The 16891-nt window shown below is 69.8% G+C and carries 16 protein-coding genes and 1 riboswitch; of the genes, 1 reads left to right on the top strand and 15 read right to left on the bottom strand.

Annotated elements, in window-relative coordinates; all coding sequences use genetic code 11:
* Positions 1 to 49 precede the first annotated feature (49 nt).
* From mnmA to BG418_RS21810, 4 genes are all read right to left on the bottom strand, one after another.
* A complete protein-coding gene (mnmA, locus tag BG418_RS21795) occupies positions 50 to 1174 on the bottom strand; it encodes a tRNA 2-thiouridine(34) synthase MnmA (RefSeq protein ID WP_188275632.1) in 1125 nt (374 codons plus the stop codon).
* Positions 1175 to 1478: 304 nt separating this feature from the next.
* Complete coding sequence (locus tag BG418_RS21800) at positions 1479 to 2648, bottom strand: cysteine desulfurase family protein (protein WP_188275633.1); 1170 nt, start codon at positions 2646 to 2648, stop codon at positions 1479 to 1481.
* Between the two features lie 100 nt (positions 2649 to 2748).
* On the bottom strand, positions 2749 to 3018 hold the full coding sequence (locus BG418_RS21805) for a DUF4190 domain-containing protein (protein ID WP_188275634.1): 270 nt from the start codon (positions 3016 to 3018) through the stop codon (positions 2749 to 2751).
* A 2-nt stretch (positions 3019 to 3020) separates the two neighbouring features.
* Positions 3021 to 3179: a hypothetical protein gene (locus tag BG418_RS21810; protein WP_188275635.1), complete on the bottom strand. Its 159-nt coding sequence runs from the start codon at positions 3177 to 3179 to the stop codon at positions 3021 to 3023.
* A gap of 94 nt (positions 3180 to 3273) precedes the next feature.
* On the opposite strand from BG418_RS21810, the gene BG418_RS21815 reads away from it, so the two are divergent.
* Positions 3274 to 3918, top strand: a complete 645-nt coding sequence (locus BG418_RS21815) for a TetR family transcriptional regulator (RefSeq protein ID WP_188275636.1) — start codon at positions 3274 to 3276, stop codon at positions 3916 to 3918.
* A gap of 151 nt (positions 3919 to 4069) precedes the next feature.
* Here the strand turns inward: BG418_RS21815 and BG418_RS21820 are convergent, their stop codons facing one another.
* The 11 genes from BG418_RS21820 to BG418_RS21870 form a co-directional block, all read right to left on the bottom strand.
* Positions 4070 to 4909 (bottom strand): thioesterase family protein, encoded by an 840-nt coding sequence (locus BG418_RS21820; RefSeq protein ID WP_188275637.1) that lies wholly within the window; start codon positions 4907 to 4909, stop codon positions 4070 to 4072.
* Between the two features lie 84 nt (positions 4910 to 4993).
* Positions 4994 to 5650: a trimeric intracellular cation channel family protein gene (locus BG418_RS21825; RefSeq protein WP_188275638.1), complete on the bottom strand. Its 657-nt coding sequence runs from the start codon at positions 5648 to 5650 to the stop codon at positions 4994 to 4996.
* A gap of 139 nt (positions 5651 to 5789) precedes the next feature.
* Positions 5790 to 7199, bottom strand: coding sequence for a M1 family metallopeptidase (locus BG418_RS21830; RefSeq protein WP_188275639.1), 1410 nt, complete (start codon positions 7197 to 7199; stop codon positions 5790 to 5792).
* A 96-nt stretch (positions 7200 to 7295) separates the two neighbouring features.
* Positions 7296 to 8558 carry a dipeptide ABC transporter ATP-binding protein gene (locus BG418_RS21835; protein ID WP_317453725.1) on the bottom strand — a complete coding sequence of 421 codons (1263 nt, stop codon included), beginning with the start codon at positions 8556 to 8558 and terminating at the stop codon, positions 7296 to 7298.
* A 65-nt stretch (positions 8559 to 8623) separates the two neighbouring features.
* Complete coding sequence (locus BG418_RS21840) at positions 8624 to 9718, bottom strand: ABC transporter ATP-binding protein (RefSeq protein ID WP_188275641.1); 1095 nt, start codon at positions 9716 to 9718, stop codon at positions 8624 to 8626.
* Positions 9715 to 10725 (bottom strand): ABC transporter permease, encoded by a 1011-nt coding sequence (locus BG418_RS21845; protein WP_188275642.1) that lies wholly within the window; start codon positions 10723 to 10725, stop codon positions 9715 to 9717. The genes BG418_RS21840 and BG418_RS21845 overlap by 4 nt, the downstream gene beginning before the upstream one ends.
* A gap of 104 nt (positions 10726 to 10829) precedes the next feature.
* Positions 10830 to 12581: an ABC transporter substrate-binding protein gene (locus BG418_RS21850; RefSeq protein ID WP_188275643.1), complete on the bottom strand. Its 1752-nt coding sequence runs from the start codon at positions 12579 to 12581 to the stop codon at positions 10830 to 10832.
* A gap of 61 nt (positions 12582 to 12642) precedes the next feature.
* The gene (locus BG418_RS21855) at positions 12643 to 13641 is read right to left on the bottom strand and encodes an ABC transporter permease (protein ID WP_188275644.1); all 999 of its coding nucleotides are present in this window, start codon (positions 13639 to 13641) and stop codon (positions 12643 to 12645) included.
* A gap of 486 nt (positions 13642 to 14127) precedes the next feature.
* On the bottom strand, positions 14128 to 14922 hold the full coding sequence (locus tag BG418_RS21860) for an enhanced serine sensitivity protein SseB C-terminal domain-containing protein (protein ID WP_188275645.1): 795 nt from the start codon (positions 14920 to 14922) through the stop codon (positions 14128 to 14130).
* A gap of 93 nt (positions 14923 to 15015) precedes the next feature.
* Positions 15016 to 15780 (bottom strand): enhanced serine sensitivity protein SseB, encoded by a 765-nt coding sequence (locus BG418_RS21865; RefSeq protein ID WP_188275646.1) that lies wholly within the window; start codon positions 15778 to 15780, stop codon positions 15016 to 15018.
* 145 nt (positions 15781 to 15925) lie between these two features.
* Complete coding sequence (locus tag BG418_RS21870; protein ID WP_188275647.1) at positions 15926 to 16579, bottom strand: AAA family ATPase; 654 nt, start codon at positions 16577 to 16579, stop codon at positions 15926 to 15928.
* Between the two features lie 127 nt (positions 16580 to 16706).
* Positions 16707 to 16805, top strand: a riboswitch (glycine riboswitch).
* Positions 16806 to 16891 lie beyond the last annotated feature (86 nt).

Below are 16891 nucleotides of genomic sequence, written 5' to 3' on the forward strand. Positions count from 1 at the left end.
CACGTGGGCTGCGCCGACGCAGCCCGGCACCCGGGCCTGGTCTCGTCCGTTACGCCAGCGCTGACGCGGCCCGGGCAGTCGTCGCGATCGTCGCCGAGCCGACTACGCGCGTGTCGTCGTACAGGACGATCGCCTGGCCGGGCGCCACGCCGCGGACCGGCTCGGTGAAGCTCACCCGCAGCTCGTCGCCGACGAGTTCGGCCGTGACCTCGGTCTCGCCGCCGTGGGCGCGCAGCTGGGCGGTGTACGTGCCGGGGCCCGTCGGGGCGTCGCCGCACCAGCGGGGCTTGATCGCGGTGAGTCCGGTGACGTCCAGGGCCTCCACCGGGCCGACGGTGACCGTGTTGTTCACCGGGGAGATGTCCAGGACGTAGCGGGGCTTGCCGTCGGCGGCGGGGTGGCCGATGCGCAGACCCTTGCGCTGACCGATGGTGAAGCCGTACGCGCCCTCGTGCGTGCCCAGCTTCGCGCCGGACTCGTCGACGATGTCGCCCTCCGCCTTGCCGAGGCGTCCGGCCAGGAAGCCCTGGGTGTCACCGTCGGCGATGAAGCAGATGTCGTGGCTGTCGGGCTTCTTGGCGACGGCCAGGCCCCGGCGCTCGGCCTCGGCGCGGATCTCGTCCTTGGTGGTGAGGGTGTCGCCGAGCGGGAACATGGCGTGGGCGAGCTGCTTCTCGTCGAGGACGCCGAGCACGTACGACTGGTCCTTGGCCATGTCGCTGGCGCGGTGCAGCTCGCGGCTGCCGTTCTCGTTGAGGACGACCGTGGCGTAGTGGCCGGTGCACACCGCGTCGAAGCCGAGGGCGAGCGCCTTGTCGAGCAGCGCGGCGAACTTGATCTTCTCGTTGCAGCGCAGGCAGGGGTTGGGGGTGCGGCCGGCCTCGTACTCCGCGATGAAGTCCTCGACGACGTCCTCGCGGAAGCGTTCCGCCAGGTCCCACACGTAGAAGGGGATGCCGATGACATCGGCGGCGCGGCGTGCGTCGCGCGAGTCCTCGATGGTGCAGCAGCCGCGCGCGCCGGTGCGGAAGGACTGCGGATTCGCGGACAGGGCGAGGTGGACGCCGGTGACGTCGTGGCCCGCCTCGGCGGCGCGGGCGGCGGCGACGGCCGAGTCGACACCGCCGGACATGGCGGCGAGCACGCGGAGGGGGCGCGGGGATGTCTTCGTCATAGCATCCACCAGGGTACGTGGGTCGGGCCGGTGGTGGCTCGCGAGTATGGCCCCACCCCGCCCCTTCCCTAAACCCTCCGGGGGCGGGTGGGGGTGAAGGTGGTTTCCCGGGGCTTCGCCCCGGACCCCTTCGCGGGGCCTGTGGCCCCTGCACCCCGCGGATCTCTTCGGCTGCGGATCGTGCTGGGTTGCTCGCGCAGTTCCCCGCGCCCCTTGATGGGCCCTTCGGGCCCTCCTGGGGGCGCGGGGAACTGCGCGACCAGCCCCCACCGGCCCGCAGCCGAAGGACGACCCCGCCGAGCGCCTAGCTCAACCCCGCCGTCCGTGCCCGTTCCACCGCCGGGCCGATCGCCTTCGTCACCGCTTCGATGTCCGACCGCGTCGAGGTGTGGCCGAGGGAGAAGCGGAGGGTGCCTCGGGCCAGGTCCGGGGGGGTGCCGGTGGCCAGGAGGACGTGGCTGGGCTGGGCCACGCCCGCCGTGCACGCGGAGCCGGTGGAGCATTCGATGCCCTGGGCGTCCAGGAGGAGCAGAAGGGAGTCGCCCTCGCAGCCGGGGAAGGTGAAGTGCGCGTTGGCGGGGAGGCGGCCGCCGGGGGCCGGGTCGCCGCCGAGGATCGCGTCCGGGACCGCCGTGCGGACCGCGTCGACCAGGGCGTCGCGCAGCCCGCCGACCTCGCGGGCGAAGTCGGCGCGGCGCTCGGCGGCCAGGCGGCCCGCCACGGCGAACGCGGCGATCGCCGGGACGTCGAGCGTGCCGGAGCGCACGTGCCGCTCCTGGCCGCCGCCGTGCAGCACGGGGACGGGGGTGTACTCACGGCCGAGGAGGAGCGCGCCGATACCGTACGGGCCGCCGATCTTGTGGCCCGACACGGTCATCGCCGCGAGGCCGGACGCCGCGAAGTCGACGTCGAGCTGGCCGACCGCCTGGACCGCGTCCGCGTGCAGCGGGATGTCGAACTCCCGGGCCACATCGGCGAGTTCACGTACCGGCTGGACCGTGCCGATCTCGTTGTTGGCCCACATCACGGTGGCCAGGGCCACGTCGGAGGGGTCGCGTTCGATCGCCTCGCGCAGGGCCGCGGGGTGCACCCGTCCGTACGAGTCCACCGGCAGGTACTCCACGGTGGCGCCCTCGTGCTCGGCGAGCCAGTCGACCGCGTCGAGCACGGCGTGGTGCTCGACGGGGCTGGCCAGGACGCGGACCCGGCGCGGGTCGGCGTCGCGGCGGGCCCAGTACAGGCCCTTGACGGCGAGGTTGTCGGCCTCGGTGCCGCCGGCCGTGAAGACGACCTCGCTGGGGCGCGCGCCGAGTGCCTCGGCGAGTTCCTCGCGGGCCTCCTCGGCGGTGCGGCGGGCGCGGCGTCCGGCGGCGTGCAGTGAGGACGCGTTGCCGGTGACGGCCAGCTGGGCGGTCATCGCCCGGACCGCCTCGGGAAGCATCGGAGTGGTCGCGGCGTGGTCGAGGTAAGCCATGGTGGGCCCGATTCTACGAGTCACCCGGAGCGGACCCCGGCGCCGAGCCCCCTACAAGGGGCCCCAAGGCCCTACCAAGGGACTCCCCTGCCGTCGGCTCTCAGCCGCCGAGCCCCCAGGAGACGGTTCCGTCGGCCATGACCAGACCCGCGAGCACCGCGAGATCGGCGACACCGAGCGCCAGGCCGAGCCAGGCGCGGCCGCGCCGTGCGGTGCCGTACCGCAGGGCCAGTCCGGCCAGCACGATGGCCATCGGGCCGAGCACGATGTTCATGACGAGCAGCCCGAGCAGACCGAGGACGAAGGCGGCGACGGCCATGCCGTCGGCGTCCTTGTCGCGGACGCGGCTGCTCTTCAGGACGAGTTCCATGGTCAGGCCCTCCGGTGTGATGCGAGTCGTTCACGTACGGCGAAGACGAGCAGCCAGACGCCGATGGCGCCTGCGGCGACGAGCGTGACCGGGAGCGGAAGGTGCGCCGCTGAGCCCAGCACGACCCCCAGCAGGAGGAGGGCTGCGACGAGGAAAAGCATGACGTGCCTCTCAAGTCGATTTCAGAGTACGACTGTTCACTGACTCCTCAGTCTAGCCTTTCCAAATTGGGCGAACAGCTGTTTACTGAGTGGTATGAGCCACACTCTCGGGATCCGGCAGGCCCAGAAGCAGAAGACGCGTCAGGCACTCCTGGACGCGGCGCTCGGGCTGTTGGAGCACCAGAGCCTCAGCAGCCTGGGGCTGCGCGAGGTGACCCGGGCCGTGGGGGTCGCGCCCGCCGCGTTCTACCGGCACTTCAAGGACACCGCGGACCTCGGAGTGGCCCTGGTCGAGGAGGCCCTCGGGAGCCTGCACGAGACGATCCGGGCGGCGATCGTGACGACCGGGGGCAGTGAGGAGCGGATCGATCGGGCGGTGGCCCTGATCGCCGCGCATGTGCGGGCGCATCCGGCGCATGTGCGCTTCATCGCGCGCGAGCGGCACGGTGGGGTCGCCCCGGTCCGGGAGGCCATCGGCGTCCAGCTGCGCCGGTTCGCCGACGAGGTTGCGGCGGCGCTGGGGGCGGATCCGGAGGCGCGCGGGTGGAGCGCGGAGGATCTGCGGATGCTGGCGGGGGTGTACGTCGATCACATGGTGATGACTGCGTCGGCGATCCTTGAGGCGGGCGCCTCGTGCGGCGATTCGGTCGCCGCCCTGCAGGCCGAGGAGGCCGTTATCGCCACGGCGCGGCGGCAGTTGCGGCTCGTCACGCTCGGCCGTCGCCACTGGCTGGATTGAGCCTGGTTGGTCGGGTGCGGGCCGGTGGGGGCTTGTCGCGCAGTTCCCCGCGCCCCTAAGGAGGGCCCGAAGGGCCCATCAAGGGGCGCGGGGAACTGCGCGAGCAACCCAGAACGATCCGCAGACGAAAATCCGCACCCCCGCGGAGCGTCTAGCGCTGAGCCCGCGCCAACTGGCGCGACTGCGCCACCAACCGGTCCGCGCTGTCCCAGACTTCCGCGTCCTCCTCCAGGAAGCCGCCCGCCAGGTTGCGGGTGGTGATGGAGACGCGGAGGGGGCCGGGGGCGGGGCGGCAGCGGATGTGGGCGGTGAGTTCGACCGTCGGGGTCCAGCCCGTCAGGCCCATCTCGAACGCGGTGGGCGGCAGCGCGTCGACCGCGAGCAGCAGCGAGTACGGATCGGCGTCACGCCCGTCGGCCAGGCCGAACCAGCCGCGCATCTCGCCCTTGCCGGAGGGCGCGCCGACCGCCCAGCCGAGCGTGGTCGGGTCGAGCTTCAACATCAGGCGGTCGGTGATCGCCGAGCTGCCGGGGATCGGCGAGGGGCCGTCGGCCGGGCCGAGGCAGTGTTCGAGCGGCGGGATCGCGGGCGGCTTGGCGGTGGTGCGCACGTCGTCGGGGAGCGCGTCCAGGTCGCCGTAGGAGGCGAGGACGCGGATCCGCTCGACCTCGGCGCCGTTCTCGTCGTACTGGAACAGCGACGCCTGACCGGTGGAGAGCGTGCGGCCGGTGCGTACGCGCTGGGTGCGCACCACGGCCGGGCCGGGGGCGGACGGCGTGAGGTAGTGCGCCGTCACGCTGAACGGGTCCGGATGCGGGAGCGCCTGGCCGAGTGTGCGGCCGAGCAGCGCGAGGAGGTAGCCGCCGTTGACGGCCTGGATGATCGTCCAGCCGGCGGAGAGGTGGGCGTCGTAGACGCCTTCTTCGTCTTCACGCGGGATGACTGCGGTGTCCCGGTCGAACTCGCTGTCCCCGATCGTTGCCTGTGCCATGCGGCGTACGGTACACGCTTACGTTACTGAGCGGTAGCTTTTCTTTTGCGTCCACCAACAGCCGCCAAGCGGACCGCCCCCGTACTACTCCTCCTCCGCCGCGCTCCTGCGGTTCCACGCCCTCGGCGCCCGCCAGTGGTAGCGCATCGCCGCGAGCCGGAGTCCGAACGCGGTGACGATGGCGAAGCCGCTGGTCGCCGCGTTCAGGGCGTCGAAACGGATGCACAGGGCCACGATCGTGGCGCCCACGATCGCCGGCACCGCGTACAGATCGCGGTCCCAGCGCAGCAGCGAGGGGACCTCGTTGGCCAGGATGTCGCGCAGCACACCGCCGCCGACCGCCGTCGCGAGCCCCAGGGTCGCGGACGAGGTGAGCCCGAGCCCGTAGTCGTACGCCTTCGTCGTGCCCGTGACGCAGAACAGGCCGAGGCCCGCCGCGTCGAAGACGTTGACCGCGTTCTGGGTGCGCTCGACCTCCGGGTGGAGGAAGAACACCAGGGCGGCGGCGAACAGCGGGGTGAGGAAGTAGCCGAGATCGCTGAACGCGGCGGGCGGCACCGCGCCGATGATCAGGTCCCGGAACAGCCCTCCGCCCAGCGCGGTGACCTCGGCCAGTACCGCGATGCCGAACACGTCGAAGTTCTTGCGTACGGCGAGCAGCGCGCCGGAGATCGCGAAGACGAAGATCCCGACGAGGTCGAGCGCATGCTGGACGGAGGGGGTGAACAGTTCGTGGAGCACCCGACATTTTTACCCGCCGGGTGCTCCTGTCAGGACCAACCGGCCGGGGGTCCGGGGGTTGGCCCCCGGGAAATGCAGCACCCGCCGGGTGCGCCTGTCAGGACCACGCCACTACGACCGGGCCGACACGGCCAAGCCGTTACGACCACGTCGGCTTCCCCGTCGTGTAGATCCACTTCTGGAACAGGTCACCGAGCTGCTGGCCCGAGATCTTCTCCGCGAGCTTCACGAACTGGGCCGTGTTCCCGTTGCCGTAGCGGTGCGACTTCGTCCACGCGGGCAGCAGCTTGAAGAACGCGTCGTCGCCGATGCGCTCGCGCAGCGCCTGGAGCGTCATCGCGCCACGCCGGTAGACGGCCGAGGCGAACATCGTGTCGCGCTGCGGATCGGCGACCTCGGTCTTCCAGAACGCGTCCGTGGCCGGCACCCGGTTGTAGTAGGCACGGGCCAAGTCGTGCGCGGTGCCCCGCCCCTTGTGCTCCTCCCACAGCCACTGCGCGTAGCTCGCGAAGCCCTCGTTGAGCCAGATGTCCTTCCACTGGGCCACCGAGACGGAGTCGCCGAACCACTGGTGGGCGAGCTCGTGGACGATGGTCGTCTCGTTGCGCACCGCCGAGTACGCGGGCTTGGACTGCACCTCCAGGGAGAAGCCCGCCTGCGGCATGTCGTCGACGATCGCGCCGGTCTCCTCGAACGGGTACGGGCCGAAGAGCTTGGACCAGTAGTCGGTCGCCTCGGCCGTCACCGCGTACACGTCGACCTGGTTCTGCCCCTTGAGCACCGGGTCGATGGCCACGTAGATCGGCGTCCCGGCGGGCGTCTTTCCGGTCTGCACATCGAACTTGCCGATGGTCGCGGTCGCCAGGTACGTCGCCATCGGCTTGTTCTCGCGCCAGTGGAAGTACGAGCGGTCGCCCTTGTCGTACGACGAGACGAGGTGGCCGTTGGAGACGCCGGTCAGGCCCTTGGGCGCGTCGATGCGGATGTCGTACGTGGCCTTGTCGGCGGGGTGGTCGCTGGAGGGGAACCAGGTGGAGGCGGCGTTGGGTTCGCAGGCGACGAACACGCCGTCCTTGGTCTTCATCCAGCCGTAGTCGGAGCCGAAGACGATCGGGCCGTTGAGCGGCATCGGCACGCCGCCGTAGGCGACGGTGACATCGAACTCATGGCCCTTGCGCAGTTTGTGACGGGGCGTGATGACGATCTCGTCGCCCTTGCGCGTGAAGTCGGCAGGTCTGCCGTCCACCCGTACCGTGTCGACGGTGAGCTTCTGCAGATCGAGGTCGAAGCTGGTCAGCGTCTGGGTGGCGCGGGCGGTGAGGGTCGTACGCCCGTCGAGCCGCCCGGAGTCGGGGTTGTAGCTGACGCCGAGGTCGTAGTGGAGGGCGTCGAAGCCGCCGTTGCCGAGGTTGGGGAAGTAGGGGTCGCCAATGCCCGGGGCGCCGGGCGAGCCGCCGCCGGGGGCGGCGGCGATGGTGAAGGCCGATGCCGCCGCGGTGGCGAGGGCGAGCAGCCTGCTGGTACGACGGGCCGAACGGGAGAGTGCCATGAGTCTGCCCTTCGAACGCGTTTCCGTGGGTACGGACACGCAGACTCTGCACTCTCCCGTATCGGCATGAACATGACTTTGCCGAACTGTCATGCGTTACTTGTCGGTTGACTCCTGAACGGCGGAGTCCGGTCCGGTTTCGGCCACCGGTGCTGCCTCCGTCGAGGCGTCGGCAGCCGCTTCCGCCTCGGGCTCCTCGGCCGTCGCGGCAGCCTCGGCCCCGGCCGACGCAGGAGCCTCCGAAGCCACAGCCGCAGCCTCCTCGGCCTCCGCCGGAACCGCGTCCTTGGTCACCGACACCACCTCCACCGACTCCCGCGCCGACGGCAGCACCGTCTCGCCCGGGGCCTGGTCCGGCGCGTTCTCCGGGTGGTGGCAGGCCACCTGGTGGCCGGTCTTCAGCGCGATCAGCGGCGGCTCCTGCGTCTTGCAGATCTCCGTCGCCTTCCAGCACCGGGTGTGGAAGCGGCAGCCGCTCGGCGGCGAGATCGGCGAGGGGACATCGCCCTTGAGCAGGATCCGCTCGCTCTTGACACCCTTGCGCTTGGGGTCCGGCACCGGCACGGCCGAGAGCAGCGCCTTGGTGTACGGGTGCATGGGCGCCGAGTACAGCGACTTGCGGTCGGCGAGCTCCACGATCTTGCCGAGGTACATCACCGCGATCCGGTCCGAGACGTGCCGGATCACCGACAGGTCATGGGCGATGATCACGTACGTGAGGCCGAGCTCCTGCTGGAGGTCGTCCAGCAGGTTGACCACCTGCGCCTGGATCGACACGTCGAGCGCGGAGACCGGCTCGTCCGCCACGACCAGCTTCGGGTTGAGCGCGAGAGCGCGGGCGATGCCGATGCGCTGGCGCTGGCCGCCGGAGAACTCGTGCGGATAGCGGTTGTAGTGCTCGGGGTTGAGGCCCACCAGCTCCATCAGCCGCTGGACCTCCTTCTTCACCCCGCCCTCGGGCGTGACGCCCTGTAGCCGGAACGGGGTGGAGACGATCCCGCCGATGGTGTGGCGCGGGTTGAGCGAGCCGTACGGGTCCTGGAAGATCATCTGCATGTCGCGGCGCAGCGGACGCATCTGCCCGGCCGACATGTGCGTGATGTCGTTGCCCTGGAACTCGACCTTGCCGCCGGTCGGTTCGAGGAGGCGCGTCACCAGGCGGCCCATCGTCGACTTGCCGCAGCCCGACTCGCCGACGACGCCGAGGGTCTCCCCCGGCAGCACGTCGAACGAGATGCCGTCGACCGCCTTGACCGCGCCGGACTGCCGCCCGAACAGGCCCTTCTTGATGGGGAAGTGCTTGACCAGCCCTTCCACCTTGAGAAGCGGCTCGGGCGAGGCGGCCGACTGCGCCGGGATCGCCTTCTCGGCACTCGCGGCAGGAGTGTCCTCGACAGGAGTGCCCTCAGTGGGTTTCTTCTCGCTCACAGCTTCGGCGCAATCTCTTCGGTCCAGATACGGGTCCGCTCCTCCTGCGACATATGGCAGGCCGAGAAGTGCCCCTCGGTGTCGTCCCACTGCTTGAGCTCGGGACGCACAGTGCGCGTGACGTCGTCCTTGGGGATGTCCGCGTACGGGCAGCGCGGGTTGAAGGCGCAGCCGGACGGCACGTTGATCAGGGACGGCGGGGAGCCCTTGACCGGGATGAGCCGGTCCGTCTCCTCGCGGTCGATGCGCGGCATGGACCCCAACAGGCCCCAGGTGTACGGGTGCTGGGGCTCGTAGAAGACCTGCTCGGCAGGGCCCCGCTCGATGCACCGGCCGCCGTACATGACCAGCAGGTTGTCCGCCATCTCGGCGACGACGCCCAGGTCGTGCGTGATCATGATGACGGCGGAGCCGAACTCCTTCTGCAGATCCCGGATCAGGTCCAGGATCTGTGCCTGGACGGTGACGTCCAGGGCGGTGGTCGGCTCGTCCGCGATCAAGAGCTCCGGGTTGTTGACCAGCGCCATCGCGATCATCGCGCGCTGGCGCATACCGCCGGAGAACTCGTGCGGGTAGGAGTCGACCCGCTTGCCGGGCTCGGGGATGCCGACGCGGTCGAGCATCTCGATGGCCCGGGTGCGGGCGACCTTCTTGGAGACCTCGTTGTGGACCCGGTAGGCCTCCACGATCTGCGCGCCGACCGAGTAGTACGGGTGCATCGCGGAGAGCGGGTCCTGGAAGATCATCGCCATCTTCCGGCCGCGCAGGCGCCGTACGCGTTCGGGGTCGGCGCCGATCAACTCCTCGCCGTCCAGCCAGACCTCGCCGGAGATCTTGGCGTTGGCGCTGCGGTGCAGCCCCATCACGCCGAGCGAGGTCACCGACTTGCCGGAGCCGGACTCGCCCACGATGCCGAGGGTCTGGCCGGGCTTGATGTCGAAGCTGACCCCGTCGACGGACTTGACCAGGCCGTCGTCGGTGTCGAAGTGGATGCGCAGGTCCCGTACGGACAGGAACGCGTCACCGGCGTCGGCGGGACGCTCGGCCTCGGGCTCGCCCACGGCGGCGCCGGTCTTGTTCAGGTCGCTCACGAGAGCCTCACCCTGGGGTCGATCGCGGCGTACACCAGGTCCACCAGCAGATTGCAGAGAACGATGAAGAAGGCGGCGACCAGGGTCACTCCCATGACGACCGGGAGGTCGTTGTTGCGGACGCCGTCGACCGCGTAGAAGCCGAGGCCCTGGAAGGAGAAGACCTGCTCGGTGATGACCGCGCCGCCGATCAGCAGACCGAAGTCCATGCCGAAGATGGTGACGATCGGGGTGAGCGCGGCACGCAGGCCGTGCTTGCCGATGACGGTCCGCTCCCGCAGGCCCTTGGCGCGGGCGGTGCGGATGTAGTCCTCCCCCATGGTCTCCAGCATTCCGGCCCGGGTGAGCCGGGCGTAGAGCGCGGAGTAGAGGAAGGCGAGGCTGCACCAGGGGATCAGCAGGTTCCATGCCCAGTCGGCCGGATTGTCCGTGAACGATACGTAGTTCACTCCGGACCAGATGGGCCATTGGACCGTGAACAGTCCGAGGAACAGCATTCCGGTGAAGAAGATCGGGAGGGAGACGCCGGCGAGGGCGACGCCCATGAAGAACCGGTCCAGGAGCGATCCGCGCTTGAGGGCGGAGACCACACCCACGCCCACACCGGAGATCAGCCAGATGACGGCCGCACCGATGGCGAGCGAGAAGGTGACCGGGATACGTGCGGTCAGCTGCGGCCAGACCTCGACGTGGTTCTTGAACGAGTAGCCGAAGCAGGGGGCGTGGCAGACCGAGGCGTCGGGACCGAACTTGTAGGTCGCGCCGACGAAGATCTGCTTGATGAAGTGCCAGTACTGGGTGTAGAGCGGTTGATCGAACCCGAGGTTCTTCTTCACCGCTGCGATCGCACTGGCATTGGCGTCCTTGCCCACGTACTGGGCGGCCAGCTGGTCCATCGTCTGGCCGGCGAGCCGGGGCACCAGGAAGTAAATCGCGAAGGTGACCGCGCTGACGATCAGCAGCAGGAGCACCGCGCCGAAAACGCGTCGGATGATGTACGCAGCCACAGCTGTCCGGCAACCGGTGCCCGCCCGGCCGGGGGTCTCCCGACCCGGCGGGCACCGGTGCCTTCACCTGCCTTTCAAAAGAACTCGGGGGTTCAGCCGCTTGCTTACTTGGAGGAACCCATCAGCAGGTAGTCGTACATACCGAGGTACGCCTGGGTGACGGTGACGTTGGTGGCCGACGTCGGGCGGAACAGCAGGTTCTTGCGGTAGATCAGCGGAACGGCGGAGGCGTTCTCGGCGACCATCTTGTCGATGTCGCCCCAGGCCTTCTCACGGCCGGCCTTGTCCGTGTTGGCGATGGCGTCGTTCAGCGCCTTGTTGATCGCCGGGTCGTTCAGCTCCTGGACGTTGTTGCCACCGGACGGCTTGATGGCCGCGCCGTTGACGATCTGGTCCAGGAAGCCGAAGCCGGTCGGCCAGTCGGCACCCCACGCGGTCATGATCATGCCGAGCTTGTGGTCGTGCACGTACTGCGGGTTGCCGGCGAAGTTCTGGAAGTACTTGCCCGCGGGGAAGGACTTGATGTCCATGTTGATGCCGATCTTCTTCAGCGACGCCTGCACGGCGGTCGCCATCGACATCTCGGAAGCGCGGTCCGAGCGAGCGGTCAGGCTGGTGGTGAAGCCGTTCGGCTGACCACACTGCTTGAGCTCGTCCTTGGCCTTGGCCTCGTCGCCCTTGTCACCGGGGGTCTCGTACAGGTTGAACTTGCTGTACCCGTTGACGGTCGGCGGCAGCAGCGTCGTGGCGACGTCACCCTTGGGCGCGCCACCGGCGGCGGCCTGGACCGACGCCTTGTCGATGCCCCACTGGACGGCCTTGCGGCAGTGGATGTTGTCGAACGGCGCGACGTTGACGTTCAGACCGATGTACGAGGTCGCGCCGGCGTACGAACCGTCCGTCTGCGACTTGTACTTGGTGCTCTGGAGCACCTTCGGCTGGGTCTGCGGGGAGACACCGGTACCGGCCGCGTCGACGGTCAGGTTGTCGGCGAGCAGGTCGTTGTCGACCGTGACCCCGTTGACCTTGAAGCGGATGTCGATCTTGTCCGGCAGGGCCGGGCGGATCGGGTCGGTCTTCGGGTCCCACTGCGGGTTGCGGACGAGGGTCGCGCCCTTGCCCTCCTCGTACGACTCGAACTTGTACGGGCCGGAGGAGACGATGTGCTGGACGTACGCCGCGCCCTTGTCCTTCGACTGCGGCACGGGGGCCGTCTGCGAGAAGGTCGCCAGGTAGTCGAAGTCCGCGAAGGCGTCCTTCAGCTTGAAGACGATGGTGTTGTCGTCGGGGGTCTCGATCGACGCGATGCCGTTCGGGTTCTTGTCCTTGTACGGACCCTGGTACTTGTCGCCACCCTCCAGGTGGGACTTGAAGTACGTCGGGCCGTTGGACAGCGCCTCGGGGGCGAAGTTCGAGCGCTCGACGGCGTACTTGACGTCCTTCGAGGTGATCGGCGTGCCGTCGTCGTACTTCAGACCCTTGCGCAGGGTGTACGTCCACGTCTTCGCGTCGGGGCTGGCCTTGCCCAGCCCTTCCGCAAGGTCCGGGACGACGGTCAGGCCGTCCTTGCCGGCGGCCGGCTTGAACGTGGTGAGGGTGCGGCCGTACAGACGGGAGAAGTTCTGCACCCAGCCGTAGTACGTGTTGCCCGGGTCCAGGGAGTCCGGCACGTCCGACAGTGCGTAGGTGGCCGTGCCCCCCTTCTTGTCGGACTTGTTGACGATGGAGCTCAGAGCGGCGTCAGTGACGCCCTTCTTGCCATCGCCGCTGTTGCTCTTCGAGTCGTTGCACGCGGACAGACCAAGGGTCAGCGCCACGCCAGTGGCGAGCACAAGGGTTGCTTTTCTTGACTTCACCTGAGGAAGCCCCCTCTTTGGATGGTTGCGGCGGACGTGAGCATGTGGCGGTGCCGCGTGCTTACTTGCTGCGCGGGTCGAGGGCGTCTCGCAGCCCGTCGCCCAGCAGGTTGAACGCCAGGACGGTGATGAAGATCGCCAGGCCCGGCACGATCATGTACTGCGGGTCCGCCTGGTACAGGTCGGTCGCGGTGCTGAGCATTCCGCCCCAGGAGGCCTGCGGCGGCGAGATACCGACGCCGAGGAAGCTGAGTCCGGCCTCGAACAGGATGTTCGTGGGGATCAGGAGCGTCGCGTAGACCAGGATCGGAGCGATCAGGTTCGGCAGCAGCTCCCGGATCAGAATGAACGGACCACGGGCGCCGAGGCTCTTGGCGGCCTCGACGAACTCGCGTTCCCGCAGGCTGAGCGTCTGGGCCCGGACGATACGGCCCATGTACGGCCAGCTGAAGAAGCCGATCACGAAGATCAGCACGCTGATCCTCAGTGGCAGCCCCGACATGCCGAACGCTCCGTCCTGGAGGGACGCGGAGATGGAGATGGCGAACAGCAGGAGCGGGAACGCCAGGAAGACGTCCATCGCACGGCTGATCAGGCTGTCCGCCCAACCGCCGTAGAAACCTGCCGTGACGCCCATGATCACGCCGATGACCACGGAGAGCAGCGTGGCACCGCCCGCGACGAGCAGCGACACCCAGGAGCCCTCGATGATGCGGGAGAGGATGTCGCGTCCGTACTGCGGGTCGACACCCAGCGGGTGCTCCCAACTCATGCCGCCCCAGGCGCCCTTGGGTGCCAGGAGGGCCGGGTCGATCAGGTCCTGGTGGAACTCGTTCGGGTCGAGCCCGAACGCCCATTGGATGGGCTTGGAGAGAACGGCGAGCAGGATGAGCAGGACGACGACCACTCCACCCGCGACGGCAAGCTTGTCGCGCTTGAAGCGCGTCCAGGCGATCTGTCCGAGCGAACGGCCTTCGATCTGGCTCTGCTTGGCCCCCGTGAGTACTGCCTCCGGCGGCACCTCGGCAGCCGATCCGGTGGTCTCCAGCGGTGCGGTCACAGTGCCTCTGACCCCTCCCGGCCGGCGGTGGCCGGCCCGTACCAGCCGCTGTGGCGGCTTGTTCCATCAGGTGGTGCGGTGATGCTGCGACGGGCCAACCGGCCCTCTGTTAGCCGGGAGTCTTCAACGCGTTTGCGATCACCCGCCAGACCTGGCGGGGAATGGTTGCCTAAACGTGATGCGGTCAGACAGCTTCCGTTATCCGGACGTCGTGATCGTCTGAGCGGACCAGTCGGGCACTAAGCGACCAGAACGGTCATGTCACCCAACTCCCTTGAAGCGGAGCGTATTTGAGTGCAATGCCGGAGCAAGGGGGGTCACCGCCTCGGATAGAAAGGCGGGTGGGGGAATTGTCCGTCGCATTTGAAGGGAGCGAGGGCGCGGGAGAAATACAGAGAGGCGGTGCGGGAGAAAAAGGAGTGGCGTCGGTGGACGCACACGGTGGCTACCGTCAGTAAGTGCGCGGGGGCGGGCGGGGCTGCCGGATCAGTACGCGCGCGGGGCGGCCGGCGGGTAGCCGTATCCGCCGGTGGGAGCCGGGGCGGCGTGCGCCTCGCGGTCGTAGAACGGGCGCGCGTGGGCGCGCAGCCACATCCCGACCGGGTCGTACTCGTCCGACATCGCGACCGTGGAGACCGGCAGCCCGTCCGGTACGGCGGCCACGGACTGCTGCATCATGGCGCGCACCGCGTCCACGGACTGGCGACCGGTGTCGTAGAGATCGAGGCCGATGGCCAGATAGGGCGCGCCGATCGCGGGCTGCACCCAGGCGCGCCGCAGCGAGCGGACGGCCGGGGTGCGGTGCGCGTTCTGCGCGAGCAGGGCGTAGAACTGCGGGATCTCCACGGCCGGTTCGGACAGCCGCAGGGGCCCGGCGGGCATCCGGTCGAGGCCGGTGGCGATCCGGCGCAGATCGGGCCAGGGGATGCCGACGCCGCCGCCGGGGGCGTGTGGATTCAGCCAGATCCCGTACCGGTCGGGGTAGAGGGCACGCGCGATGTCGCGGCCGGTGACCACCTCGTGCTCGCGGTTCCAGCCGCTGGCGGCGAGTTCCTGGGCGGAGGTCACACAGGGCGCGTACGCGATGCCGTCGACCTCCATGTTCCCGTACTGGGCGTCGGGGGCACCGGCCCGGCCGTGCCAGAGCAGCATCCAGAGCCGGCCGGCGGAGGGGTCGGCGAGGGCGTGGAGGAGCGCCTCGTACGCGTCGTAGCGTCCGGGGGCCACCTGGCGCAGCATGTGCTCGACCTGCCCGGCCGCCGCGGTGCCTGACGCACTCACCCTGGGTCCCGCCCCTCTTCGGTCCCCCGCGCCGCCGGTGCACAGGCGTGCCGCCGTGGGGGTCTACGGATTATGAAACCAGCTTATGCGGGACTACTGGGCCGTGGCCCTTGTGTAGAAGGGGCGTACGCGCTCGCGCATCCAGGTGACCACCGGGTCCTGGGCCACGTCGAGCAGGACCAGGTTCACCGGCCAGCCCACCGGGACGCGGCCGAGCGCCCGGCCCAGCGCCTCCATGGGGGCGTTGCGGCCCGCCCCGTCCCAGGTGGAGAACTCGACGCCGATGAACAGGGTCGGCGCGTTGCCCTCGATGGAGGCGAGCGCGCGGCGGGCGGTGCGCACCACGCCGGTCGCCTCGAACTCGGCGGCGGCGGCGGTCAGGAAGTCGACCGGGTCCTCCTGCCAGTCCGGCTCGAAGAGCCGCACCCGGCCGCCGGTGGCGGGGCCGTCCAGTGCGGTGCGTCCCGTACGGCACAACTCGGCGACGGCGGGCGGCGGCAGGGGCACGCCGACCGCGCCCTCGGGGTTCACCGCGATGCCGAGCTGCGGGGGCAGTCCGCGGGCGAACTCCACGGCGGGGGCGATCGCGAACGACATATGGGGGCCGACGCACTGGAGGAACTGCTGCTCGGAGCTGTACACCGGAACGTAGGGGGCGCCGTCGATCTCCATCGTGGGGAGGTCGAGGTCGCGGCTGTCCTGGGCGCCACCGTTCGGCAGCGGGACCCATACCGCGTTGCGTCCCAGGACCTCTATCAGCCTCGGGCCCGCCGTGGGGTTGCCCAGGGCCGCCGCCAGGGCCTCTTCCAGCTCGTTGCCCGGCCAACCGCCGCCGCCCAGCGGGTGGGGGAATTCCATGTGCCGTCGTCCTTTGTCTGCTGGCCGTCAGTGGCTGGTCGCGCCCACGCGGCGGAGCCGCAAATGTCACAGCCCCGCGCCCCTAAAAGCAAAACAACAAGGGGGTACGGGTGCCCCGGCACCTGAAGTCCCCCGGCACCGAACTCTAGCGTCGGCGCGGGCTCTCCTCGAAGGCGATCCGCCCCACCACCTCCGCCGCCTCCCGGTCAAGCAGCACCGCCGACGCCACCCCGCGCGGCAGGCGGCCCTCCGCCACCTCGTCTATGAGGCGCGGGACCGCCCTGCGGTGGCGGGCGAAGGCGTACGCGGAGACCTTGCGGCCCCGGGAGCGCTGGCCCTCCAGGGCGAGCTCCGGGGGGACGTCGAGCAGCACCAGATGCAGCGCGCGGCCGTCGCGGGCCGCGCCCCGGGCCAGGGACCAGCGCACCCACGCGTGCGTGCCGCAGTCGTGGACGACCAGGCTCGCGCCCGACCGCAGCCTCCAGTGCGTCCGCAGGAAGTGGGCGACCCGTACCACCGGGCGGTACAGCACATACGGCACCGGGCCCATCCGGGCCTCCCAGGCCCGGCGGGTGTCCTGGGAGTCGATGCCCAGGCCCGCGGCGGCCCGGCGCAGTAGTGTCGTCTTGCCGCTGCCCGGCAGCCCGGAGACCACCACCACGTCGCCCTCGGCGAACGACAGCGTGTGCGGGGTGCGCCCGCCGCGGCCGCGCAGATCCCAGACCACCTTGGTGCGCGCGGGCACGGCCGAGCACTGTGCGGCGTACCCCTGCGCCGCCGCCTGCCTGTGAACCTTCATCGGCCCTCCCCCTGCCGGGTCGTACGGACCCTGCCCAGGCAGTGTAAAGAACCGGTAATGCGACGCAGGCGTTTGCCGCCCCGGGGATGCGTGCAATGATGTGCGCGCCAACTGCATACCGGCCGCTTGAATCCGCGCGGGAGAGTCCCCAGTACGTGTTGCCCTGGGGCGCCGAAGGAGCAAGTCCCTCCCTTGAATCTCTCAGGCCCCGTACCGCGTGGATGAGGCAGATCTGAAAAGCGAGCCCACGCGTGTGGCTCCACCCAAGGTGCAAGCCGTGACCCCGACGGGCGTCCGGCGAACCTCTCAGGT

It is taken from the genome of Streptomyces sp. CBMA152, from assembly GCF_014596475.1.
Classification (GTDB): Bacteria; Actinomycetota; Actinomycetes; order Streptomycetales; family Streptomycetaceae; genus Streptomyces.

Bases quoted from the DNA above. Each gene is read 5' to 3' on its own strand.
- mnmA (WP_188275632.1), bottom strand. From the start codon at position 1,174: ATGACGAAGACATCCCCGCGCCCCCTCCGCGTGCTCGCCGCCATGTCC.
- BG418_RS21800 (WP_188275633.1), bottom strand. From the start codon at position 2,648: ATGGCTTACCTCGACCACGCCGCGACCACTCCGATGCTTCCCGAGGCG.
- BG418_RS21805 (WP_188275634.1), bottom strand. From the start codon at position 3,018: ATGGAACTCGTCCTGAAGAGCAGCCGCGTCCGCGACAAGGACGCCGAC.
- BG418_RS21810 (WP_188275635.1), bottom strand. From the start codon at position 3,179: ATGCTTTTCCTCGTCGCAGCCCTCCTCCTGCTGGGGGTCGTGCTGGGC.
- BG418_RS21815 (WP_188275636.1), top strand. From the start codon at position 3,274: ATGAGCCACACTCTCGGGATCCGGCAGGCCCAGAAGCAGAAGACGCGT.
- BG418_RS21820 (WP_188275637.1), bottom strand. From the start codon at position 4,909: ATGGCACAGGCAACGATCGGGGACAGCGAGTTCGACCGGGACACCGCA.
- BG418_RS21830 (WP_188275639.1), bottom strand. From the start codon at position 7,199: ATGGCACTCTCCCGTTCGGCCCGTCGTACCAGCAGGCTGCTCGCCCTC.
- BG418_RS21865 (WP_188275646.1), bottom strand. From the start codon at position 15,780: ATGGAATTCCCCCACCCGCTGGGCGGCGGCGGTTGGCCGGGCAACGAG.
- BG418_RS21870 (WP_188275647.1), bottom strand. From the start codon at position 16,579: ATGAAGGTTCACAGGCAGGCGGCGGCGCAGGGGTACGCCGCACAGTGC.